Raw genomic sequence first — 21,820 nt, forward strand, 5'->3', positions numbered from 1 at the left:
CAACTCCGGAGACGCCCTTTGAGCCGCAAGATCATCCATTGCGACGCGGACTGCTTCTATGCCGCCGTGGAAATACGGGACAATCCGGCCCTGGCGGGCCGCCCGATCGCGGTGGGTGGGGCCACCGGACGCGGTGTTGTGGCCACCTGCAGCTACGAGGCGCGGGCCTTTGGCGTGCGCTCGGCCATGCCGGTTTCCGAGGCCCTGCGCCTGTGCCCGCACCTGGAGCTTCTGCCCACGGACATGCCCCGCTACCAGGCGGTTTCGCGCGAATTCATGGCCATCCTGCGCGAGACCTCGCCGATCCTGGAGCCGCTCTCCCTGGACGAGGCCTACCTGGATGTTACCGGCATTGACCACTTCCAGGGCAGTGCCACGCGCATGGCCGAGCACATCCGGGCCCGGGTGCGGGATGAACTGGGTATTACGGTTTCTGCAGGTGTGGCCCCGAACAAGTTCTTGGCCAAGATTGCCAGCGACTGGCACAAGCCGGATGGCCTCTGCGTGATCACGCCCGAGGATGTGGCGGCGTTCGTGCCCCGTTTGCCGGTTACCTCGTTGCATGGCGTGGGGCCACGGACCGCGGAAAAGCTGCACGGACTGGGTATCCATACCTGTGCGGACCTCCGGGAATGGTCGGAACTGGCGCTGCGCGAACGCTTCGGGCGTTACGGCGCCCGCCTGTACGGCCTGGCCCGGGGTGAGGACGACCGGCCGGTGCAGGTGACGCGGCCACGCAAGTCGATCAGCGTGGAGAACACCTACCGCCAGGATCTCGAGACGCTCGCCGAATGCCGGCGTGCCCTGGACGGACTGGTGTCGGACCTGCAGCGGCGGATGCGGCGCAAGGGCCTGGATAGTGCCGATGCGGGCCAGTTTGAGAAGCTGTTCGTGAAGCTGCGTTTTTCCGATTTCGAGACCCATACCCGCGAGATGGTCTGGCGGCGCCCTGAACAGCCGGAAGTGGCCGACTTCACGCCTCTTCTGGATACCCTCTACGGCGATGTGCCCCGCCCCGTGCGGCTGCTCGGGCTGGGCGTGCGGCTGCCCGAGGTCAGTCGCGGTGGCCGCCAGCTGGCCCTGTTCGATGCCGGCGGCCGGCCCGTTATGCCGCGTTCAGGTGGGCAGCAGCGGGAGCAGGGCGATGAGTGCGGGGGAGAAGTGCAGGGCGATGAAAGCGCACCCAGCCCCGATGAGGCTGCCGGCGAGGACATCTGAGGGGTAGTGCAGCCCAAGCACCACGCGTGAGGCCAGCACTGCCAGAGAAAACGGCAGCACCGCCCATCCCAACAGCGGCATGCCATGGAACAGAAGAACCGTGAAGCAGACCGCATGCAGGCTGTGGCCAGAGGGGAAGCTACCCCGATCCAGCGGCGGCGAGCCGCAGTGGATCGCCGGGAAGCTGATGAAGGGGCGCTCGCGCACAAGGTGGGTCTTGAGGAGCTTGTAGAGAAGGGTGCAGGCGGCGCCGGTGAGCGTCATCAGGGCTGCAAGCGCCCAGCCCTGGAGGCCATTGATGGCCGGCAGTGCCAGGATGAGGGCGTACCAGAGCCAGCCGTCTCCCAGCCGGCTTACAACCCGGAAGAAGGGCGTGACCGCCGGAAAGGCGAGACTGCGGTTCAGGCGCAGGCACCAGCGCAGTTCACTGTGATCAATACGGGTGAATACCCGCGACAGGCGTTGCGGACTCATGGCGAGCAGCCTCCTCTGTAGGGCCCAGAAGGACCTGTTCGAACCGTTCCGCGAGTACGGACCAGTCCAGTGTTTCCGCGTGGGCTCTGGCGTTGTCGCCTATCTGGCGGCGCAATCCGGGTCTGTCCGCCAGTTCGAGCGCGGCGGTGGTGAAGCCTTCGGCGTCCCCGGGCGCCACTTTCATGCCGTTGACCCTGTTCCGGATGTGTTCCCGGGCGGCCGCCTGATCAAACGCCACCACGGCCAGGCCCGAGGCCAGCGCTTCCGTTACCACATTGCCGAAAGTGTCCGACTCGCTGGGGAACAGGAAGATATCCGCGGAGGCAAAGTGGCGAGCCAGGTCCTGGCCGCGGCGGGCTCCACGGAAGATGAACTCCGGGTGGGCCTGTTCCAGGCTCTGCCGCATCGGTCCGTCACCGACCAGCACAAAGCGGGCGGAGGGGTGGCAGTCGCGCAGACGCTCAAAGGTGGTGACGGCCTGCATCAGGTTCTTCTCCGCCGCCAGCCGTCCAACGTAAAGCACCACTGGGGCGTCGTCCGCGCCCCACTGTTTCCGGAAAGTTCGGCTGCGCCGCTCCGGGCTGAACAGTTGGCTGTCGACGCCACGGCTCCAGCGGTGGGTATTGCGGATGCCCCAGTTCGCGAGCTGCTGGCAGAGGCCGGTGGTGGGAGCGAGGGTACCTCCGGTGCGGTTATGGAAGGCTACCAGGTAGCGCCGGATCAGGGGTTCCAGAAAACCGGCCCGATAGTAGCTGCTGTATTGGTGGAAGTTGGTGTGGAAGCCGGAGAGGCAGCGGATGCCCAGTTCCTTTGAGACGGCTGCGGCGCTCCAGCCCAGTGGCCCCTGGGTGGCCACGTAGACCGCGTCCGGGGGGCTGTGGCGCCAGAGCCTGCGCAGCCGGCAGCGTGCTCCCAGGCCGAAGCGCAATTCCGGGTAGCCGGGCAGGGGCAGGCCCCGTACGTGCAGGGTCCGTTCACCAAACAGTGGTGTGTGACCCCGGGGCGGTTCATTGCGCTGGCTGGGGCGGATGATGGTCAGCCGGTGGCCGCGCCGGGCGAGCTCCCGGCAGAGGTTGCCCAGGGTGCCCGCGACGCCGTTGATCTCGGGCGGGAAGGTCTCGGTGACCAGTGCAATGTGTTGTGCCGGCATGCTTGCTTCTCCGGGGCTGAACGGACAGTGCCAGTGTCACCGGTGGGCGTTACCGTTTTCTGACATTGGTGTGATGTTCTGATGACGGCCGGTGGCATTGCGGTGACCCCGGGATGGACTTAGCATGCGGGGACAACCAGCAGGAGGTGACTGTAATGGAGAAGCGCCAGCTAGGCCGGACGGGTATAGACGTGAGTGTGATCGGCCTCGGGACCATGACCTGGGGAGAGCAGAACACCGAACAGCAGGCCTTTGAACAGCTGGATTACGCGGTGGATCAGGGGATCAACCTGATTGACGCCGCCGAGATGTATCCGGTGCCGCCACAGGCCGAAACCCAGGGGCTCACCGAGACCTACCTGGGGAACTGGCTGAAGCAACGCGGCAAGCGGGATGACCTGGTGATCGCCACCAAGGTGACCGGGCGCAGCGACATGGACTACATCCGTGGCGGGCCGCGCCTGACCCGGGAGCAGATCCACCAGGCGGTGAACGACAGTCTCAAGCGGCTCCAGACCGACTACATCGACCTCTACCAGGTGCACTGGCCCGAGCGTAAGGCCAATTTCTTCGGTAAGCTCGGCTATAACCCAGTGGAGGATTCTGACGCCGTGCCCATCGAGGAGACCCTCGAGGCGCTGAATGAGCTGGTGGAAGCTGGCAAGGTCCGTCACATCGGCCTCTCGAACGAGACAGCCTGGGGTGCGATGACCTGGCTGAAGGAGGCTGAACGCCGGGGCTGGACCCGGCCGGTGAGCATCCAGAACCCCTACAGCCTGCTGAACCGCTCCTACGAAGTGGGCCTTGCCGAGGTGTCGCTGCGCGAGGACTGCGGACTTCTGGCCTATTCACCACTTGCCTTCGGGGCCCTGAGCGGCAAGTACCTTGGTGGACAGAAGCCAAGCGGGGCGCGGCTCACCGAGTTCTCGCGCTTTACCCGTTACACCTCCGAGCAGGCCCAGGAGGCCACCCAGGCGTACGTGAACCTAGCGGGTGAGCACGGGCTGTCTCCGGCACAGATGGCGCTGGCCTGGGTGAATTCGCGCCCCTTCCTGACCAGCAACCTGGTGGGGGCCACGACCATGGAGCAGCTTTCCGAGAACATCGGCAGTGCCAGCATCCAGCTTTCCGACGAGCTGCTGGATCGGATCGAGGCGCTGCACCAGCGCTACACCTACCCCTGTCCGTGAGCTGCCCATGAACGAGGAACGCGCAGGTACGCATTTCCGTCAGGCGGAGCGGTGTGCCGGGGAACTGATCCGGCGCCTGGGGGGCGATGTCCGGATTGCCCTGCCGCTGGGGCTGGGAAAGCCGGTGCATCTGATCAACGCCCTCTACCGGCGTGCCTGTGAAGACCCGAAGATCCGGCTGCACATCATGACGGCGCTGTCGCTGGAGAAGCCCGGTGGCGGGAGCTCCCTGCAGAAGCGCCTGATGGAACCCTTTGTGGAGCGGGTCTTTGAGGGTGTGCCGGAGCTTGACTACGCGAAGGCGGTAAGCCGCGGTGAGCTGCCGGAGAACGTGACCGTTACCGAGTTCTTCTTCAAGGCGGGCAGCCGCCTGGGGAATTCGGACCAGCAGCAGCGCGTGGTGCTGACCAACTACACTCATGTGGTGCGGGATCTGATGGCGCTTGGGGTCAATGCGGTGGGGCAGATGCTGGCGCCGGATGGCGAGGGGCGCCAGGTGAGCCTGAGCTGCAATCCGGACCTCACCCTCGACATCCTGCCGGAGCTGCACAAACAGCGCGAATCCGGACAGGCGGTTGTGATCGCCGGGGAGCTCAATCCGGAGCTTCCCTGGTTCGGTAATGACGCCGCCCTGGATCGCGACACCTTTGATCTCATGCTCGAGCCCCACAACCAGCCCATGCGCCTGTTCCCGGTGCCGGATCTGCCGGTGGAGCCGGCGGACTACCTGATCGGGTTCTACGCCGCCAACCTGGTCCGCGATGGCGGTACCCTGCAGGTGGGCATCGGCGCCCTGGGCTCGGCGGTGGTGTACAACATCCTCTTCCGGCACCGGGATAATGGGCTGTTCAACGAGCTTTCCCGGCGCCTGGATGCCCAGGCGCGCTTCCCGGAGCTTGCGGAGATCGGCGGTACCGGGCGTTTCGAAGAGGGGCTCTACGGCTGCAGCGAAATGATGGTGGAGGGTTTCCTGCACCTCTACCAGGCGGGCATCCTGAAACGTCAGGTGGTGGCTGACCGGGTACTGCAGCAGCTGCTGGATGACGGACTCATTCCGGATCCACTGGATATCACCGCCCTGGACCGCCTGTGCGAGGCGGGCTGTATTGATAATGTGCTGAAGGCACGCGACGTGCAGTGGCTGGTGCGCTTCGGTGTCTTCGATGAGGTGTGCGAGCTCAAGGGCGGGCGCCTGACCCTGGGCGAGGAGGCGGTGCGCCCGGATCTGGGCGACGAACAGGCGCGTGCGCTGATCGAGCAGCATGCCCTCAGGGAACGGCTGGAGGGCGGCGTGGTCATGCATGGCGGCTTCTTCCTGGGGCCGGAACGCTTCTATCAGGGGCTGCGGGAGCTGGACGACTCGCAGCGCGCCCGCTTTGACATGACCAGTGTCGGGTTCGTGAACCACCTCTACGACCACCCACTGGGCGATCAGGCGCTCAAGACCGTCCAGCGCCGCCGCAGCCGTTTCATCAACTCGATCATGATGCAGACCCTGAACGGCGCTGCCGTTTCCGATGGGCTCGAGGACGGTCGCGTGGTCAGTGGTGTGGGCGGGCAGTACAATTTTGTGGCCATGGCCCATGAGCTGCCCGAGGGGCGTTCGATACTGACGCTGCGGGCAACGCGCATCAGCGCCGGGCGGCCGGAATCCAACATTCGCTTCAGCTATGGTCACTGCACCATACCGCGCCATCTGCGGGACATTGTAGTTACTGAATACGGTATGGCCGATGTGCGTGGGCAGCCCGATGCGGAAGTCTACAGACGGTTGATCTGCATCGCGGACTCACGCTTCCAGAACGAGCTCATGCGTGAGGCGAAGAAGGCCGGCAAGATCCCGAAGGAATGGAAGGTTCCCCGGGCGCACCGCAATAACTACCCGCAGCGCATCGCAGAAGCGGTGGCGCCGCTGCGGGATCACCACCAGCTGTTTCCGGCGTTTCCCTTCGGGACGGACTTCACGGAGGTGGAGCAGGGGCTGGTCCAGGCCCTCCAGTGGCTGCGCGACGCGACCGGCTCAAGGCGTGGTCTGCTGGCGGTGCTGTGGCGCGCCCTGCGCCAGTCCGCCCCGGGAGCGGCGGAGCGGCCGGCACTGGAGCGCATGGGGCTGACGCAGCCCGGCGGATGGCGCGAACGGCTGGAACAGCGGCTTGTCATACACGCACTGCGGGTCACCGGGGTGACCCGCACACAATGATCCATACAGGGGAAAGCACGACAGCATGGCGGAACAACGGGTTTATCGACTGGGCTATCAGCTGAAGAATCGCGAGGGCGAGGTAGTGGACAGCTCCGCGGGAGCGGAACCGCTGCACTTTGTCAGCGGCTGCGGGCAGATGATCGAGGGCATCGAACGCGCCGTGGACGGGCGCGAAGTGGGCGAGTGCCTGGAAGTGACCATTCCGCCGGCCCTGGCCTACGGCGAACACCAGCCCGAGAAGGTCCGGAAGATGCCGCGCAGCATGTTCCAGGGCGTGGAAAAGCTTGAGGAGGGCATGAAGTTCCAGACGGATTCCGGCGACGAGGCCCAGGTGGTGAAAGTCGTGGGCTTCGAGGACGATCAGGTGCTGGTGGATGCCAATCATCCCCTGGCCGGGATCACCCTCTATTTTGATCTGGAAATACTGGAAGCCCGGGATGCCAGCCCGGAGGAAATCGAGGCTGGCGAGCCGCTGGCCTGAAGTCAGCGCTGACATGCAAACTCCCATTCAGTGTGTATACTTGTGTTACACAATGTTTGATGTACGACCCGGCGCCTGCGCCTCAATCCCGCGACAGGACTGACAATGGAAACAACAACGAACGAGACGGATGCCGTGGAACAGACCAGTGAAGCCTCCCGTGTTCTCATTGTTGAGGACGATGAGCGACTGGCGGAGCTGACCCGGGATTTTCTGGAGAAGAACGGTCTGGTGGTGTCGCTGGAAACCAACGGCGCCCATGCCGTGGAGCGGATACGGGATGAAACCCCGGATCTGGTGGTTCTCGACCTGATGCTCCCGGGGGAGGATGGCCTGGCCATCTGCCGCCGTGTTCGCCCGTTCTACAACGGGCCTATTCTGATGCTGACCGCCCGCACGGATGACCTGGATCAAGTGCTGGGGCTGGAGATGGGGGCGGACGACTACATGTCCAAGCCCGTGCGCCCGCGGGTGTTGCTGGCCCGGATCCGGGCCCTGCTGCGCCGCATCACTGAGCCGTCCGCCCAGGCCGGTGGTGGGTCGGCCAAGTCCGGCGGCGACAGTGCGCCGGAACGGCTGGTCTTCAACAACCTGGTTGTGGATCACTCCATGCGCGAGGCTTGGCTGGACGATGAGAGCATTGACCTGACCAGTGCCGAGTTCGACCTGCTCTGGCTGCTGGCCAGCAGCGCGGGGCGTGTGCTCAGCCGTGAGGAGATCTTTACCTCCCTGCGTGGCATTGAGTATGACGGCCAGGATCGTTCCATCGACGTACGCGTATCGCGCATCCGGCCCAAGATCGGTGACGATCCGGTGCACCCGCGCCGCATCAAGACGGTGCGCAGCAAGGGGTACCTGTTCGTTCGCGACGTCTAGGCATCAATGTCTCTTGGGCGCTACTACCTCCGCGTCTACGGTGCCCTGATCCTTGTGGCGCTCGGCGTCACTCTGGTGGGTGCCGCACTGGTGGTGACCATCAACGGTGTGCGGGAGCAGGCATTTCTCGAACACCATCCCCGGCCGGTTCTGGACTGGCTGGCCGAGCATCCCCGGGTGGTTGATCCCCTCAACGCCCGTACAGCGTCCTCCCGGCTGCGCCTGCTGCCCAGACAGGCGGTCTCCCTGAACGATGTGGCGCGGGAGCGCCTTGAATACGGCCAGGTGCTGGCCCAGCGCCGGGGGGATGCGGTCTATTTCTACCGTCTGGCGCCGGATGCCGGGGTGCTGGAGCTGCGCACCGAGGATCCCTACCGGCATGTTTCGGAACTGGCAGCCAGGACGCTGGTTTATGTGGCTGAGCGCTCACGCGGCTCGGATCCCGCCGCGATGGGGGCCGCTCTGGGGATGCATGTAACCCCGCTGGAGAGTGCTGGGCAGCTGCCGGGGACGTCGTCACTGAACCGGATTGCCAACGGCGGCATTGTCTACCATCAGCCCAGGCCCCGTGAGGCTGCTCACAGCTACGCCGCGCTGGGCGACGGGACCCTGGTCTCGATCGCCCATCCGCCGCCCTTCCATTACTGGTCCTGGCCGCTGGCACTGGTGCTGGCAGGGCTGGTGGCCGCGGTTCTGGGCGCGGTGGTCTACTACCTTCTGGCTGGCCTGCACCGGCGCCTGCGTGGCATCGAGGGGGCGGTATCGCGTATCGCCCGTGGAGAGCTGGATGCCCGCGTCAGTGAGGAGGGGGATTACCTGGGCGGGCGGCTTGCCGGCGCCTTCAACCGCATGGCGGATCATATCCAGCGGCTGGTCAGCGTCCAGAGTGAAATGATCCACGGCGTCTCCCATGAACTACGCACGCCGGTGGCCCGGATCCGTTTCGGGGTCCAGATGATCGAGGACTGTGAGGACCCGGAGATGCTGCGCTCCCAGCTTGGTGCCATTGACGGGGATATCCAGGAACTGGATGAGCTGATTGATGAGATCCTGACCTACGCCCGCCTGGAGCAGGGCGGGCCCATCATGGCGGTGCAGCGGCTCGATATCGCCGAGATCGTGGATCAGGTGGTCGAGGAACAGCAGAGTATCCGCCCGGAACTGCAAGTGGAGGCCGACATCCCGGAGGCGTCGCGGAGCCACGCGGAGGCGGATGCGGAACCCCGCTACATACACAGGGCCATACAGAACCTGGTGGGCAACGCCACCCGCTACGCCAGTGAGCGGGTTCTGGTGGCCTGCCATTTCGAGGACCAGACCATGCGCATTGACGTCCAGGATGACGGCAAGGGCATTCCCGAGGAGGACTGGGACAAGGTGTTCACCGCCTTTGCCCGGCTGGACGACAGCCGCACGCGCAGCTCCGGGGGGTATGGCCTGGGCCTGTCGATTGTCCGGCGCATCCTTTACTGGCACGGTGGCCAGGCGTTTGTGGGGCGTTCGGATGCTCTGGGCGGGGCCTGTTTCACGCTGGTCTGGCCACGCCACCAGCCCCGGGATCAGCATGAGGGCAGCGCGCGAACGGAGGATCCGTCATGACCCGAATACTCGCCATTGACCAGGGCACCACCAGCTCGCGGGCCATCCTGTTCGATGAAGGCGGTCAGCCCCGCCAGATCGCCCAGCATGAGTTCCAGCAGTTCTACCCGGGGGATGGCTGGGTGGAGCACGATCCGCTGGAGATCTGGAACACCACCCACAGGGCCTGCCTGGAAGTGCTGCAGCAGGAGGGTATTTCGGCCCGTGAGGTGGCCGGTATCGGCATCACCAACCAGCGCGAGACCACCATCGTCTGGGACCGGGCCACGGGCGAGCCCATCCATCGTGCCATTGTCTGGCAGGACCGCCGGACCACGCCCCAGTGCGAGACGCTCAAGCGCCAGGGCTGGGAGTCAACGCTGGTGGAGCGCACCGGTCTGCTGATGGATCCCTATTTCTCGGCCACCAAACTGAGCTGGATCCTGGATCACGTTGAGGGCGCGCGGACGCGGGCCGAACGCGGTGAACTGGCATTCGGTACCATCGACACCTGGGTTCTCTGGAATCTCACCAATGGCCGTGTGCACGCCACCGACGCCACCAATGCCTCGCGCACGGCCCTGTTCAACATCCACGAGCAGCAGTGGGACGAGCACCTTCTGGAGCTTTTCCGGATCCCCGCCTCCTTATTGCCGGAGGTGCAGGACAGTGCCTCGGACTTCGGGCGCACGGATCCCTCGGTTCTGGGCGAGGCGGTCACCGTGGGCGGCATCGCCGGGGACCAGCAGGCCTCACTGTTCGGCCAGACCTGCTTTGAGCGCGGTATGGCCAAGAGTACCTACGGTACCGGCTGTTTCCTGATGCTCAACACCGGCAGCGAAGCCATCCGCTCCGAGAACCGGCTCCTGACCACCGTCGGCTACCGGCTGGAAGGGCAGACCACCTACGCCATGGAGGGCAGCATCTTTGTGGCCGGCGCGGCCATCCAGTGGCTGCGGGATGGCATCCGGCTGATCCGGAGTGCGGATGAGTGCGAGGCCATGGCGGAGTCCGTGGGTGTGGAGAATCCGGTCTACCTGGTGCCCGCTTTCACCGGCCTGGGCGCCCCCTACTGGGATCCGCACGCCCGTGGCGCCATCCTGGGCCTGACCCGGGATACGGGCATCGAGGACATCGTTACTGCCGGTCTGCAGTCGGTGTGCTACCAGACCAAGGACCTGGTCCGGGCCATCCAGAACGATGGCGCGCCGTTGGAGGAGCTGCGCGTGGACGGCGGCATGGTGGTGAACAACTGGTTGATGCAGTTCCTGGCCGATATCCTCAACGTGGCCGTGGACAGGCCCGCGATCACCGAAACCACGGCCCTGGGCGCAGCCTGTCTGGCCGGGCTCCAGACCGGTGTGTACGACGGGCTGGACCGCATCCGCGAGCGCTGGCATGTGGACCGCCGGTTCGAACCGGCCATGGCCCCGGCGGTGCGTGAGCGCGCCTACCAGGGCTGGCTGGATGCGGTGGAGAAGGTGACGCGCTCGCGCTGAGGGGCTCAGTCGAGCCGGTCGAAGCCCAGGATCAGGCCCTCGAGCAGTGCCTTCTGGGCATGCAGCCGGTTTTCCGCCTCGTCCCAGACCACGCTGCTGCGGTGCTCCAGCATGTGCTCCGAGATCTCCTCGCCACGGTGGGCCGGGAGGCAGTGCATGAAGAGCGCATCCCTGTCCGCACGCTCCATCAGCTCCGGTGACACCTGGTAGCGGCTGAAGTCCCTCAGGCGTTTCTGCTGTTCCTCCTCCTGGCCCATGGAGGCCCAGACGTCGGTCACCACCAGGTTGGCGTCGCGGACCGCCTCTTCCGGGTCGTTCACGATCCGCACCCGGTCCTGGTTGGCTGCCACCAGGGCGCTGTTGGGCTCGTAGCCCTCGGGGCAGGCCACCACCAGCTCGAAATCGAACTGCAGGGCGGCGTTGATGTAGGAGTTGCACATGTTGTTGCCGTCGCCCACCCAGACGACTTTCGCCCCCTTTATGGAACCCCGGTGTTCTCGCCAGGTCTGCATGTCCGCCAGCAGCTGGCAGGGGTGGAAATCATCGGTCAGCGCGTTGATGACCGGTGTGCTGGAGAAGGTGGCAAAGCGCTCGAGCGTCTCGTGACTGAAGGTGCGGATCATGACCGCGTCCACCATGCGCGAGATGACGCGCGCGCTGTCCTCCACGGGCTCGCCGCGGCCAAGCTGGGTATCCCGGGGGGAGAGGAAGATGGCGCCGCCGCCGAGCTGGGTCATGCCCGCCTCGAAGGAGACACGGGTCCGGGTGGAGGACTTCTCGAAGATCATACCCAGGCTGCGGTTGTGCAGGGTGTCCCGCTGGAGGCCCTGGTCACGCTCCCGGCGCAGGGCCGTTGCGTGGTCCAGTACACGCGTCAGTTCATCGGTGTCCAGATCCAGCAGTGTCAGGAAGTGTCGGACGGTCATGCTGTTTTCCCTTGTTGGCAGGCAGCGTTACTGGCGCGGGCGGTCACGGTCATCGGCGGCGTACAGCTTGATGATCCGGATGACCTGGTCCGCCAGGTAATCCGCTTCGTCGTCGGTCATGGTCAGTGGTGGCAGCAGCCGGATCACCCGTTCCCGGGTGATGTTGAGCAGGATGCCCTGGACCTTGGCCAGCAGCACCAGTTCCGAGCAGGGCTCGGTGAGCTCGATGCCCAGCATCAGGCCCTGGCCCCGGATGTCGTGTATGTATTCAGCCCCTTCCAGATGCTCCCGGAAACGGTCGAGCAGCCGTTGGCCAAGAACCCGAGCGCGGTCGGTGAGCGTATCCTGTTCAATGGCGTCCAGAACGGCCAAGGCGGCGGCACATCCCAGGGGGTTGCCGCCAAAGGTGGAACCGTGGCTGCCGGGCCCGAAGACCTGCGCGGCCTCGCCACGGGCCAGGCAGGCCCCGATGGGGTAGCCATTGCCAAAGCCCTTGGCCAGGGTGACCACATCCGGCTCAACCCCGGCCTGCTGGCAGGCGAGGTAGGTGCCGGTGCGGGCGTTGCCGGTCTGGACTTCGTCCAGCATCAGCAGCCAGTTGTTGCGGTCGCAGATGGCGCGCAGCCCGGGCAGGTAATCCGGGTCCGGAATGGCAACGCCGCCTTCGCCCTGGACGGGTTCGACCAGTATGGCGACTACGTCATGATTGGCCTCCGCGATGGCCTCGACCGCCGCCAGATCATCAAAGGGGGCACGCACGAAGCCGCTGACCAGTGGCTCGAAGCCGGCCTGGACGCGACGGTTGCCGGTTGCCGTCAGGGTGGCGAGGGTGCGCCCGTGAAAGGCGTTTTCCATCACAATGATGCTGGGATTGGTTACGCCACGCTGGTGGCCGTAATGGCGGGCCAGTTTGATGGCGGTCTCGTTGACCTCGGCGCCGGAGTTGGCGAAGAAAGCGCCATCCATGCCGGTCAGGTTGCAGACGCGGTGCGCCAGCTCCTGCTGGAGCTTGCAGTGGAACAGGTTTGAACAGTGGGTCAGGCGTTCCGCCTGCTGGCTGATGGCGCCGGCGACTCCGGGATGGCTGTGCCCAAGACCGCATACAGCGATCCCCGTGAAGGTGTCCAGGTAGCGCTGGCCCTCGGTATCGTAGAGCCACATCCCGCGACCGTGTTCAAAGACCACGGGCAGGCGACCATAGGTGTTGAGCAATGGCTGATTCGCCATGGCAGAGGGCCTCATTGAAACAAAAAAGGCAGCCTTAAAAGCTGCCTCCGTCTGGAACCAATACTAGCGTTAAACTCGGGGACTGGCAAACCGCACACCGGCTGAACGCCCGCCGGCAGGGCGAAGCGAATAACCCAGTACAATGGTCAGGTATGGGTATATTCTGTAGAATAGGATCCGGTAACGATCAGCGTGTTCCAGCTGGAGGATCAATGGACATCAACGACACCATCAAGCAACAGCTCAGCGAAAACCCCATTCTGCTGTATATGAAGGGAACGCCCCAGGCGCCCCAGTGCGGGTTCTCGGCCAAGACGGTCCAGGCCCTGATGGCCTGCGGCCAGCGTTTCGCCTATGTGAACATTCTCGATAACGACGAGCTGCGCGAAGCGCTCAAGGTCTATTCCAACTGGCCAACCTATCCGCAGCTGTACGTCAACGGTGAGCTGGTCGGTGGCTGCGACATCATTCTGGAGATGCACGAAAGCGGTGAACTCCAGGAAGTGGTGGACGGCGCTGCCGAGGCAACCGAGGACAGCTCCGGCGGCTGAGATCACTCCGGTCGGGCCGGCTCGAAAATGAGCCGGACACTGAAGCGGCGGCGCCCCTCCGGGGGTTCCGGGAAGGGGGTTGCCGCCAGGGCGGCCTCCCGGGCAACCCCGTCAAGCTCCGGGATTCCCGAGGAGGTGCTCACCTGTGCCCGCCTCAGGGCGCCATTGACCATCAGCCTCAGATTCAGCACCACCTCTTTGGGCCCTTCCAGTTCCGCCAGCAGCGGCGTGTACTCCACTTCCCGGGCAATCCGTTCCCACAGGGCGATTTCGTAGTCTGAGCGCTCACGCCTGTCGTTCTGGCTGAGCCGGGTGACTGGCGTATTCGTGTCGGTATCGGATTCAGGCGCATCCGTGCCGGCAGTGGTGGCCGGTGCCGTCCTGGGGGTGGACGTCCGGGGCTGACGGCTGGTCTCCGGGGGGAGGCGCTGTTCGCTGGTTTCTCCCTCTGATGCGGCTACCGGCTCTGCGGACCTCTCCGTGTCACCCTGCGTATTGGCGTCCGCTCTGGGGGCGCTGGATTCCGCGGGCTCCCCTGGCCGGGCTTGCCGCTCCGTCTTCCGGGGCACAGGGTTGGAGTGCACTGGTGAGGGTTGGGGGCTGCTTCCGGAAGGCGCGATGCGGACGCTGACAGCCGGTGTGGGATTATCGGGAGTCGGCAGGGAAAGCCACGCATTGACCAGGGTGCCCAGGACCACATGGATAAAGAGGGCCACCGACAGCGCCAGTATAAGCGGGTAAGGGGTCTGTTGGTTCGGGGGCTCCGTCATGTACTCCAGGGCCGTTGGCCGCCCGTGCTCTAGCCGGCCTTGCGGTTCAGGCCTCCGACAACGGCATGCAGTGCCCGGTCGATCAGTGCGCCCTGCTCGAGCAGGGCCATACGTCCGCGTCTGAGCTCGTGGGCCAGTTCAGAGCGGCTTTTCTCCGCCACCTTCAGGCCCATGCGGTTGACGAACACAAAGCTGTCGGCATCCTCAATAACTGCGGACAGCTTACAGCGGAAGTGGGTACCGTTGACAAGGTGAAACTCCACCCAGTCACCGATGCCGATGGTTTCCAGTGTCTCGTAGTGTTCTGCCATGGCGGCGTCCTCGACGGCCTGGCTCTTCTTGACTGCTGTCTGCACAAGCGGTTCCGGAGGCGGGCCATCCTCGGCCGCTTCCGCCAGGGCCTGCTGGCGAAAGGCCTGTGTGAGCTCGCGCTTGAGGCTGGTCATGGTCTCGTCCAGACGGCTGGCATTATAGGAGACCTCCTCCAGTCCGGCGCGGATGGTCTTGATCAGGGTGGGGACGAGGCGTACCCACTGCTCACGGCCATTGCTTTCCGGTTGCGGACGCAGGCACCACAGGAGGTCGTCAACAACTCTTACTGTGTGGGCCCAGCGGTGCTCGTTATCGTCCCGTAGATAGGCCAGGAACATGACCCGGCTCCAGCCCTGGGTCAGCAGCTGGTGCACGTTTTCCGGGACGTCGCGGCCATTCAGTCGTTCCCGCAGGACCTGGTCGACCGTCTCCTGTGCGCGACGGGACTTGATGCGGCCTCTTTCGGATTCCCGTGTGCGCTGCTCAACCAGGGTAGCCTTGCGGGTCTCGCGCTGTAGGAACTGTTCGAACTCGTCATAAAGCGACTCGAAGAGGGCGATATCGCCGTCGTATTCCGCCAGGATCCGCTGCACCACCCGGTGGATCTCGTTGTACAGGCGGTCCCGGTTTTTCTCGCTGTGGTCGCTCCAGCCGATCCCGGCCCGCGCGAGGGCGTTGAGCAGCTTTCGCGCCGGGTGGGAGGGGTTGCTGAGAAAGGAGCGGTCACGCACCACCACCTTGAGCACCGGAATCTGGAGTCGGCTGATCAGTGCCTGGATCGGGGTCGACAGGTTGCGGTCGTCGAGTATGAACTCGAACAACAGAGCGACCAGGTTGATCAGGTCCTCGTCCATGGTCTCGAGCGCGGCCTGATTGCCCTGCGTCTCGGACTGGCGGTCCAGTAGTTCGCCCACCAGGCCGCGCAGGTCGGGGCGGTCCGGGGCGCCTTGGGTCAGGTCACTTCGGGGCTGAGGGTGGGGGATTCTAGAAAGCAAATCGTACAATTCCCTTTTGGATACGATATGGAAGGAGTCTGAGGGCGCGTTGCCCATGGCGTCGGTACTGTAGCGGCGGTAACCGGACATCATCGAGCTGATGCTCGACAGGAATTCCCTGGCCTCGTCGCTGGCTTCCTGCTCCGAACGGTATCCGGGTTCCTGGCTGGCCCGGGTGTGGACCTCGTAGCGGAAATCCGGGATCACGCCGGCCTGGATCAGGATGCGGTTGGCTTCATCGATCACGATGCCCAGGCTGGCGAGCAGGTGCCGGTCGAAGTGCTTGAGCAAAATAAGCCGTTCCCGGATCTGGATGTCCAGGTCGGAGCAGGCGTCCCGGAACGCGCCACACAGGTGTTCCGGAGCCAGCGGGTTCACCGGGTGGTCACTGTCATGACCGGGGTATAGGGCTGTGAGGCGTGTCTGGAGCTGGAGCAGGGTGCCCTGGAAGCTGACCGTCGCCTTGGTGATCATGGCATTGATGGCAACCTGTTCCTCAAGGGCGTCATTGTCGACCAGTGACAGGCTGTCGGCATCGACGCTCTGTGGCTCGTCTCCGGTTTCCTCGGCATTGCTCCCGGGAGGTGCCCGGAACAGGTTGGCCAGTGCCTCGCGGAACTGCTTCTCTATGCCCTTACGCTTGATGCGGATCTCGCGCATGGTCTCGAAATAGCGATTCTGGTCGTTGTTGCTGCGTGCGCCGTTGGCGAGCTCGAACAGGGCATCATCAATGGCGTCGAAGGTGCCACACAGCAGCTCGCAAAGTCCGGGCATCACCGTATCGCGGACCTGGCGGATCTCTTCGGGAAGGGAGCTGCCGTCACTACGACCCTGACCGGGCGGAACGGGATGAATGCCGGATTGTTCGTTCATGGCGAGTCCCCACTGGCTCTCGTGGCTCACTGGGCGTGTGATGTATGCTCAGTGTACAAACACTAAACCGGAATAACAAAGTGTTACTTGTTCAAATTCTCATTTTCTGATTGAGGTTGACTTGTGGGAAGCTCGATCGGGTGGATGCGGACCGTACGGATGACGTTGTCCTTGATCTGGAGGGTTTCCAGCCGCATGCCGTGCAGTGCCAGGCAGAGGTTGCTTTCCGGGATGGATTCCAGATAGTCCGTGATCAGACCATTGAGGGTCTTGGGGCCGTCGGTGGGCAGGTCCAGGTTCAGTGCGCGGTTGAGGGTCCGGATGGGGGTGGTGCCGTCGACAATGGTGGTGCCGTCACTCTGGGGCAGGATGTCCTGGCTGCTGCTGGAGGCGAAGTCCGTGGTGAACTCGCCCACAATCTCTTCGAGGATGTCCTCAAGGGTAGCGATACCGAGCACGTCACCGTATTCGTCCACCACGATGCCGATGCGGCGGCGTTCCTTCTGGAAATTGAACAGCTGGGTGTGCAGGGGGGTGCTCTCCGGGATGAAGTAGGGCTCCCGGCAGAGCTGCATCAGCATGGCCTTGTTGATCTCGTCAGTGTGCAGCAGCCGGCTGACGTTGCGCAGGTGAAGAATGCCCACGGTGTTGTTGATATCGCTGCGGTAGACCGGCAGGCGCGTGTGCTGGCTGCCGCGAACGAGTCTGAGAATCTCATCCATGGGGTCATCCAGGTCGATGCCCACAATCTCATTACGCGGAACCATGATGTCGTTCACCGTGACCTTTTCCAGGTCCAGAATGCTGAGCAGCATGTCCTGGTGGCGCCCCGGCAGCATGGAGCCGGATTCATTGACCAGTGTGCGCAGTTCCTCCCGGCTCAGGTGGTCGCTGCCCTGGTCACCTTCCAGTCGTACCCCCATCAGGCGCAGCAGGTTGTTGGTGATCAGGTTGAGGATCCACACCACCGGGTAGAGCATTTTCAGCAGCGGGCCGAGTGCGTGCGAGGCGGGGAAGGCGATTTTCTCCGGGTACAGGGCCGCCAGCGTCTTGGGCGTTACTTCGGAGAAGATCAGGATGACGATGGTCAGGCCGATGGTGGCGATGACCACGCCCGCGTCGCCCCAGATGCGGACCGCGATCAGGGTGGCGATGGCCGAAGCCAGGATGTTGACGAAGTTGTTGCCGATCAGAATGACGCCGATCAGCTGGTCCGTGCGCGCCAGAAGCCGGTCCGCGCGAAGAGCGCCGCGATGGCCGGTCCGGCTCAGATGGCGCAGTCGGTACCGGTTGAGTGCCATCATTCCGGTTTCGGAGCTCGAGAAGAACGCCGAGAGAATGATCAGCAGGATCAGAATCGCGCTGAGCGTGGTTAGCGAGGCTTCGTTCAAGGCTGTGGGTCCATGTCCATACGGTGTTCGTCAGAGGATGACGTCAATGACCAGGCGGCTGCCGAAGTAGCCCAGGGCCAGGAGTATGCACCCGGCCAGGGTCCAGCGGCTGGCCACTGCGCCGCGCCAGCCCCGGATCTGGTGTCCGAGGATGAGCGCGGCGAATACCAGCCAGGCGAGCAGTGTGAACACGGTCTTGTGGGCCAGCTGCTGGCTGAAGAGATCCTGGACGAAGATGGCACCAGTGATGATCGCCAGGGTCAGGATGGCAACCCCGGTGTGAATCAGTCCGAACAGCAGGGCTTCCATGGTCTCCAGGGGCGGCAGGGCGCGCACCAGAAAGCCGTTGTGATGGGCCTTCAGGTGATGGTGCTGGAAGTAGAGCAGGACTGCCTGGATTGCGGCCAGTGCCAGCAGGCTGAACGCGGTGATCGCCAGGCTGACGTGCAGCAGTACGCCCAGATTGGAGCCATCAATGATGCGGGGGCCGGTATAGAATGCCAGCTTGACCAGAATGCTCAGAAGGGCGATCGGGTAGGCGATCAGCAGCAGCGGCTGCATTGGGTAGCGCAGTGACAGGATCAGCACCAGCGCCGCCAGGAGCGCGGCTATGGCGGTGCCGGCAACCAGCACGGAAAGGTTGACGCCACCCTCGAGAACCATGAAGCGCAGGGCGAAACTGAGGTGGGCGGCAACGGCCAGAACCCCGGTGAACTGGGCCAGCCAGCCGGCGCGCTGGTTGTCCGAACGGATCCGCAGTGCCTGCAGCAGTGTTCCCGCACCGTAGAGGATGACAGCGGTGAAGGCGATGATGGTCGTGCCCATGTGTGTCGGTATGACCGGCTCCGGTTCGTCTCCAAGCGCTCAGTCTGGTTATAATGGCGTTAAACATCAACCGACAATTGCGGGCGTCCATGTTTGATAATCTGACCGATCGGCTCTCCGGGAGCCTCCGCAAGATCTCCGGCCAGGCGAAGCTGACCGAGAACAATATCAGTGAAACCCTGCGCGAAGTGCGCATGGCGCTGCTCGAGGCGGACGTAGCCCTGCCAGTGGTCAAGGACTTCGTCGAGAACGTACGCCAAAAGGCCATGGGCCAGGAGGTGATGCGCAGCCTCACGCCCGGGCAGGCGTTCATCAAGCTTGTCCAGAGCGAGCTGGAAGCGGTCATGGGGGCTGCCGAGCCGCTGAAGCTCGACGGCAAGCCGCCGGCGGTGATCATGATGGCCGGGCTCCAGGGCGCGGGTAAGACCACGAGCGTTGCCAAACTGGCGCGCTACCTGAAGGAACGCGAGAAGAAGTCGGTGCTGGTGGTCAGCGCCGACGTCTATCGCCCGGCGGCTATCAACCAGCTGGAGACTCTCGCCGGTGAGGTGGATGCCACCTTTTACCCGAGCAGTACGGACCAGGATCCCGTCACCATCGCCAATAACGCGGTAGACGAAGCGCGCCGGCGTTTCATCGACGTGGTGATCGTCGACACGGCGGGTCGTCTGCACGTCGATAACGACATGATGGATGAGATCGGGCGTCTTAATAAGGCGGTCCAGCCCAACGAGACGCTGTTCGTGGTGGACGCCATGAGCGGCCAGGACGCGGCCAACACGGCCAAGGCGTTCAGCGAGGCGCTGCCGCTCAGTGGCGTGATCCTGACCAAGGCGGACGGCGATGCCCGTGGTGGTGCCGCGCTCTCGGTGCGCCACATCACCGGCAGGCCCATCAAGTTCATGGGCGTGGGCGAGAAGAACGATGCCCTGGAGGTGTTCCATCCGGACCGGATTGCCTCGCGCATCCTGGGCATGGGTGATGTGCTCTCCCTGATCGAGGATGCTGAGCAGAAGGTCGACCAGAAGAAGGCCCAGAGGCTCACCAAGAAGATCAAGAAGGGCAAGAAGTTTGACCTGGAGGATTTCCGGGACCAGCTCCAGCAGATGAAGAGCATGGGCGGTATGGGCGCCATGCTCGAGAAGCTGCCGGGCATGGGCCAGTATCAGGAGATGGCCGAGAAACAGGTCAACGACAAGTCCATCGGCCGCATGGAGGCCATCATTTCCTCCATGACCCCGCATGAGCGCCGCTACCCGGACGTCATCAGCAGTTCCCGCAAGCGCCGTATTGCATCCGGCTCCGGTGTGCAGATGCAGGAGATCAATCGCCTGCTCAAGCAGCACAAGCAGATGCAGAAGATGATGAAGAAGATGGGCAAGAAGGGCGGCATGGAGAACATGATGCGCGGCATGCAGGGTATGATGGGTCAGGGCGGCCCCGGTGGACCGGGTGGTGGTCCCGGCGGCATGGGCGGTGGTGGCATGCCACCCATGGGGCGGCGCTGAGGCCTGATATCAACGCTTTTCAGGGGCAGCGTTTTACAGTAGAATGCCAGCCCTTTCGCACGGGCGTAACTTTGTTTGCCTGTGACAGCCGGTTCGCATGCCCAGGCTTGTCGGAACTGATTATTTGAACGCAATAGGACAGTCGCTGAAATGGTAACAATCCGTTTGACACGAGGCGGCGCCAAGAAGCGCCCGTTCTACCACGTCCAGGTCACGGACAGCCGCAAGCCCCGTGATGGCCGCTACATCGAGCGTCTCGGGTTCTTCAACCCGGTGGCTCGCGGCCACGAGGAGCGTCTGCGCCTTGACACCGAGCGTGCACAGTACTGGATCGACCAGGGGGCGCAGCCCACTGAGCGGGTGAGCAGCCTGCTGAAAGAGGCGGCTTCCGAGTAAGGGAGTCGTGTCCATGGGGGTTGGGGAAACCGTACTGGGCCAGATCACCTCGGTTTACGGGGTGCAGGGCTGGGTGAAGGTGTATTCCTACACCGAGCCCCGTGAGAACATCTTCCAGTACAGCAACTGGACCCTGGTGGATGGGCGTGCCTCGTCCCGCGAGCCCCGCAGGGTCCGCCTTGTGACCGGCAAGCCCCACGGCAAGACACTGGTTGCCAAGCTTGAAGGTGTTGAGGACAGGGATCAGGCGGCCAGCCTCTGCGGTCTCGACATCCGTGTTGAGACCAGTGAGCTTCCATCGCTCGGGGAAGGCGAGTACTACTGGTACCAGCTCCAGGGGCTGCGGGTGCGGACTGCCGATGAAGGGCATGACCTGGGGGTGGTGGACCACCTGATCGAGACCGGGTCAAATGACGTGCTGGTGGTGCGTGCCGACGCAGCCAGCATGGATGGCAGGGAGCGGCTGATCCCCTTCCTGCCGGATGAGATTGTCCGATCGGTGAATCTGGAGGATGGCTTCCTCGAGGCTGACTGGGATCCGGAGTTCTGAGAACGGCCCGCGTACCGGATGACCGGTTACGGGCAAGACAAGAGGCGCTCGGGTTGCGGGTTGCGGCCATCAGTATTTTTCCGGAGATGTTCCGGGCGATCACCGACTATGGGGTGAGCGGCCGGGCGGTTTCCGAAGGGCATCTGATGCTGGACTGCATCAACCCCAGGACCTTTACCCACGACCGTCACCGTACGGTTGACGACCGTCCCTACGGGGGCGGGCCGGGCATGGTCATGAAGGCCGAACCGCTGGAGGCCGCCATTGATGAGGCGGTTGAGCGGGTCGGCGGGGAGGCGAAGGTCATCTGTCTTTCGCCCCAGGGCCGGGTGCTTGATCAGGCGATGGTCGAGTCCCTGGCGGCGGAGCCCGGTCTGGTTCTGCTGTCCGGGCGCTATGAAGGCATTGATGAGCGCGTGCTGGAGGCGCGGGTGGATGAAGAGATCTCCATCGGCGACTACGTGCTCAGCGGCGGCGAACTCGCGGCCATGGTGCTGGTGGATGCGGTAGTCCGCCAGATACCGGGGGTTCTGGGGCACAGCCAGTCCGCCGTGGAGGATTCCTTCGCGGATGGGCTACTTGACTGCCCACATTACACGCGCCCGGAGGCGCATCGCGGATCCAGGGTGCCGGAGGTCCTGCTCGGTGGCGATCACGAGCGGATCCGGCGCTGGCGGCTGAAACAGTCGCTGCAGCGGACCCTGATCAGACGCCCTGAACTGCTCCGCGAACGGGAACTGACCGCCGAGGAGCAGCGACTGCTGGCGGAGATTGAAAACGAACGGCCGGATGGCGGGTCGGATTGGTGACACATTCAGGAGTGAGCA

Annotated in this window: 20 protein-coding genes; 12 read left to right on the forward strand and 8 right to left on the reverse strand. The window is 64.1% G+C overall.

From position 1 onward, the window contains the following. Positions 1 to 18 precede the first annotated feature (18 nt). Positions 19 to 1,218, forward strand: coding sequence for a DNA polymerase IV (dinB, locus tag H4I92_RS01370; RefSeq protein WP_143512567.1), 1,200 nt, complete (start codon positions 19 to 21; stop codon positions 1,216 to 1,218). Here dinB and H4I92_RS01375 read toward each other — a convergent pair. Together H4I92_RS01375 and H4I92_RS01380 are read right to left on the reverse strand one after the other, a co-directional pair. Continuing rightward, the gene (locus H4I92_RS01375; RefSeq protein WP_077528856.1) at positions 1,117 to 1,692 is read right to left on the reverse strand and encodes a phosphatase PAP2 family protein; all 576 of its coding nucleotides are present in this window, start codon (positions 1,690 to 1,692) and stop codon (positions 1,117 to 1,119) included. The two genes, dinB and H4I92_RS01375, sit on opposite strands and share 102 nt — an antisense overlap. Beyond that, positions 1,652 to 2,842 carry a glycosyltransferase family 4 protein gene (locus tag H4I92_RS01380; protein WP_077528857.1) on the reverse strand — a complete coding sequence of 397 codons (1,191 nt, stop codon included), beginning with the start codon at positions 2,840 to 2,842 and terminating at the stop codon, positions 1,652 to 1,654. Before H4I92_RS01380 ends, H4I92_RS01375 begins: the two co-directional genes overlap by 41 nt. Before the next feature lie 155 nt (positions 2,843 to 2,997). On the opposite strand from H4I92_RS01380, the gene H4I92_RS01385 reads away from it, so the two are divergent. The 6 genes from H4I92_RS01385 to glpK all read left to right on the forward strand — a co-directional run bounded on the left by H4I92_RS01385 (position 2,998) and on the right by glpK (position 10,669). Further along, positions 2,998 to 4,032, forward strand: a complete 1,035-nt coding sequence (locus H4I92_RS01385) for an NADP(H)-dependent aldo-keto reductase (RefSeq protein ID WP_077528858.1) — start codon at positions 2,998 to 3,000, stop codon at positions 4,030 to 4,032. Positions 4,033 to 4,039: 7 nt separating this feature from the next. Continuing rightward, complete coding sequence (locus tag H4I92_RS01390; protein ID WP_077528859.1) at positions 4,040 to 6,232, forward strand: acetyl-CoA hydrolase/transferase C-terminal domain-containing protein; 2,193 nt, start codon at positions 4,040 to 4,042, stop codon at positions 6,230 to 6,232. A gap of 25 nt (positions 6,233 to 6,257) precedes the next feature. Continuing rightward, positions 6,258 to 6,716: an FKBP-type peptidyl-prolyl cis-trans isomerase gene (locus tag H4I92_RS01395; RefSeq protein WP_077528860.1), complete on the forward strand. Its 459-nt coding sequence runs from the start codon at positions 6,258 to 6,260 to the stop codon at positions 6,714 to 6,716. A gap of 105 nt (positions 6,717 to 6,821) precedes the next feature. After that, positions 6,822 to 7,592 carry a response regulator gene (locus H4I92_RS01400; protein WP_179105587.1) on the forward strand — a complete coding sequence of 257 codons (771 nt, stop codon included), beginning with the start codon at positions 6,822 to 6,824 and terminating at the stop codon, positions 7,590 to 7,592. A gap of 6 nt (positions 7,593 to 7,598) precedes the next feature. Further along, positions 7,599 to 9,191, forward strand: a complete 1,593-nt coding sequence (locus H4I92_RS01405; RefSeq protein ID WP_077528861.1) for a HAMP domain-containing histidine kinase — start codon at positions 7,599 to 7,601, stop codon at positions 9,189 to 9,191. Then, positions 9,188 to 10,669 carry a glycerol kinase GlpK gene (gene glpK, locus H4I92_RS01410; RefSeq protein ID WP_077528862.1) on the forward strand — a complete coding sequence of 494 codons (1,482 nt, stop codon included), beginning with the start codon at positions 9,188 to 9,190 and terminating at the stop codon, positions 10,667 to 10,669. The genes H4I92_RS01405 and glpK overlap by 4 nt, the downstream gene beginning before the upstream one ends. Positions 10,670 to 10,674: 5 nt before the next feature. On the opposite strand, the gene argF is transcribed toward glpK, so the two are convergent. Together argF and H4I92_RS01420 are read right to left on the reverse strand one after the other, a co-directional pair. Next, the gene (gene argF, locus H4I92_RS01415) at positions 10,675 to 11,595 is read right to left on the reverse strand and encodes an ornithine carbamoyltransferase (RefSeq protein WP_077528863.1); all 921 of its coding nucleotides are present in this window, start codon (positions 11,593 to 11,595) and stop codon (positions 10,675 to 10,677) included. Positions 11,596 to 11,622: 27 nt separating this feature from the next. Then, positions 11,623 to 12,822: an aspartate aminotransferase family protein gene (locus H4I92_RS01420; RefSeq protein ID WP_077528864.1), complete on the reverse strand. Its 1,200-nt coding sequence runs from the start codon at positions 12,820 to 12,822 to the stop codon at positions 11,623 to 11,625. Between the two features lie 212 nt (positions 12,823 to 13,034). On the opposite strand from H4I92_RS01420, the gene grxD reads away from it, so the two are divergent. Then, complete coding sequence (gene grxD, locus H4I92_RS01425) at positions 13,035 to 13,373, forward strand: Grx4 family monothiol glutaredoxin (RefSeq protein WP_077528865.1); 339 nt, start codon at positions 13,035 to 13,037, stop codon at positions 13,371 to 13,373. 2 nt (positions 13,374 to 13,375) lie between these two features. Here the strand turns inward: grxD and H4I92_RS01430 are convergent, their stop codons facing one another. The 4 genes from H4I92_RS01430 to H4I92_RS01445 all read right to left on the reverse strand — a co-directional run bounded on the left by H4I92_RS01430 (position 13,376) and on the right by H4I92_RS01445 (position 18,539). Beyond that, positions 13,376 to 14,143: an energy transducer TonB family protein gene (locus H4I92_RS01430; RefSeq protein ID WP_077528866.1), complete on the reverse strand. Its 768-nt coding sequence runs from the start codon at positions 14,141 to 14,143 to the stop codon at positions 13,376 to 13,378. A 29-nt stretch (positions 14,144 to 14,172) separates the two neighbouring features. Beyond that, entirely contained in the window at positions 14,173 to 16,323 is a 2,151-nt protein-coding gene (locus tag H4I92_RS01435; protein WP_077528867.1) for a DUF1631 domain-containing protein, read from the reverse strand. 83 nt (positions 16,324 to 16,406) lie between these two features. Continuing rightward, the gene (locus H4I92_RS01440) at positions 16,407 to 17,714 is read right to left on the reverse strand and encodes an HlyC/CorC family transporter (RefSeq protein ID WP_077528868.1); all 1,308 of its coding nucleotides are present in this window, start codon (positions 17,712 to 17,714) and stop codon (positions 16,407 to 16,409) included. 30 nt (positions 17,715 to 17,744) lie between these two features. Beyond that, positions 17,745 to 18,539 (reverse strand): cytochrome C assembly family protein, encoded by a 795-nt coding sequence (locus H4I92_RS01445; RefSeq protein WP_077528869.1) that lies wholly within the window; start codon positions 18,537 to 18,539, stop codon positions 17,745 to 17,747. An 89-nt stretch (positions 18,540 to 18,628) separates the two neighbouring features. On the opposite strand from H4I92_RS01445, the gene ffh reads away from it, so the two are divergent. From ffh to trmD, 4 genes are all read left to right on the forward strand, one after another. Further along, entirely contained in the window at positions 18,629 to 20,047 is a 1,419-nt protein-coding gene (gene ffh, locus H4I92_RS01450) for a signal recognition particle protein (protein WP_077528870.1), read from the forward strand. Positions 20,048 to 20,197: 150 nt separating this feature from the next. Continuing rightward, positions 20,198 to 20,443, forward strand: a complete 246-nt coding sequence (gene rpsP / locus H4I92_RS01455; RefSeq protein ID WP_077528871.1) for a 30S ribosomal protein S16 — start codon at positions 20,198 to 20,200, stop codon at positions 20,441 to 20,443. 13 nt (positions 20,444 to 20,456) lie between these two features. Beyond that, complete coding sequence (rimM, locus tag H4I92_RS01460) at positions 20,457 to 20,993, forward strand: ribosome maturation factor RimM (protein WP_077528872.1); 537 nt, start codon at positions 20,457 to 20,459, stop codon at positions 20,991 to 20,993. A 53-nt stretch (positions 20,994 to 21,046) separates the two neighbouring features. Then, positions 21,047 to 21,802 carry a tRNA (guanosine(37)-N1)-methyltransferase TrmD gene (gene trmD, locus H4I92_RS01465; RefSeq protein WP_077528873.1) on the forward strand — a complete coding sequence of 252 codons (756 nt, stop codon included), beginning with the start codon at positions 21,047 to 21,049 and terminating at the stop codon, positions 21,800 to 21,802. Positions 21,803 to 21,820: the final 18 nt, after the last annotated feature.

It is taken from the genome of Vreelandella halophila (assembly GCF_019903425.1).
GTDB lineage: Bacteria > Pseudomonadota > Gammaproteobacteria > Pseudomonadales > Oleiphilaceae > Halospina > Halospina halophila.

Coding starts and splice junctions, on each gene's coding strand:
- H4I92_RS01445 (WP_077528869.1), bottom strand. CDS start 18,539: ATGGGCACGACCATCATCGCCTTCACCGCTGTCATCCTCTACGGTGCG.
- H4I92_RS01430 (WP_077528866.1), bottom strand. CDS start 14,143: ATGACGGAGCCCCCGAACCAACAGACCCCTTACCCGCTTATACTGGCG.
- H4I92_RS01420 (WP_077528864.1), bottom strand. CDS start 12,822: ATGGCGAATCAGCCATTGCTCAACACCTATGGTCGCCTGCCCGTGGTC.
- H4I92_RS01385 (WP_077528858.1), top strand. CDS start 2,998: ATGGAGAAGCGCCAGCTAGGCCGGACGGGTATAGACGTGAGTGTGATC.
- argF (WP_077528863.1), bottom strand. CDS start 11,595: ATGACCGTCCGACACTTCCTGACACTGCTGGATCTGGACACCGATGAA.
- H4I92_RS01395 (WP_077528860.1), top strand. CDS start 6,258: ATGGCGGAACAACGGGTTTATCGACTGGGCTATCAGCTGAAGAATCGC.
- ffh (WP_077528870.1), top strand. CDS start 18,629: ATGTTTGATAATCTGACCGATCGGCTCTCCGGGAGCCTCCGCAAGATC.
- H4I92_RS01400 (WP_179105587.1), top strand. CDS start 6,822: ATGGAAACAACAACGAACGAGACGGATGCCGTGGAACAGACCAGTGAA.
- glpK (WP_077528862.1), top strand. CDS start 9,188: ATGACCCGAATACTCGCCATTGACCAGGGCACCACCAGCTCGCGGGCC.
- H4I92_RS01375 (WP_077528856.1), bottom strand. CDS start 1,692: ATGAGTCCGCAACGCCTGTCGCGGGTATTCACCCGTATTGATCACAGT.
- H4I92_RS01390 (WP_077528859.1), top strand. CDS start 4,040: ATGAACGAGGAACGCGCAGGTACGCATTTCCGTCAGGCGGAGCGGTGT.
- grxD (WP_077528865.1), top strand. CDS start 13,035: ATGGACATCAACGACACCATCAAGCAACAGCTCAGCGAAAACCCCATT.
- rimM (WP_077528872.1), top strand. CDS start 20,457: ATGGGGGTTGGGGAAACCGTACTGGGCCAGATCACCTCGGTTTACGGG.
- H4I92_RS01405 (WP_077528861.1), top strand. CDS start 7,599: ATGTCTCTTGGGCGCTACTACCTCCGCGTCTACGGTGCCCTGATCCTT.
- H4I92_RS01380 (WP_077528857.1), bottom strand. CDS start 2,842: ATGCCGGCACAACACATTGCACTGGTCACCGAGACCTTCCCGCCCGAG.
- rpsP (WP_077528871.1), top strand. CDS start 20,198: ATGGTAACAATCCGTTTGACACGAGGCGGCGCCAAGAAGCGCCCGTTC.
- H4I92_RS01435 (WP_077528867.1), bottom strand. CDS start 16,323: ATGAACGAACAATCCGGCATTCATCCCGTTCCGCCCGGTCAGGGTCGT.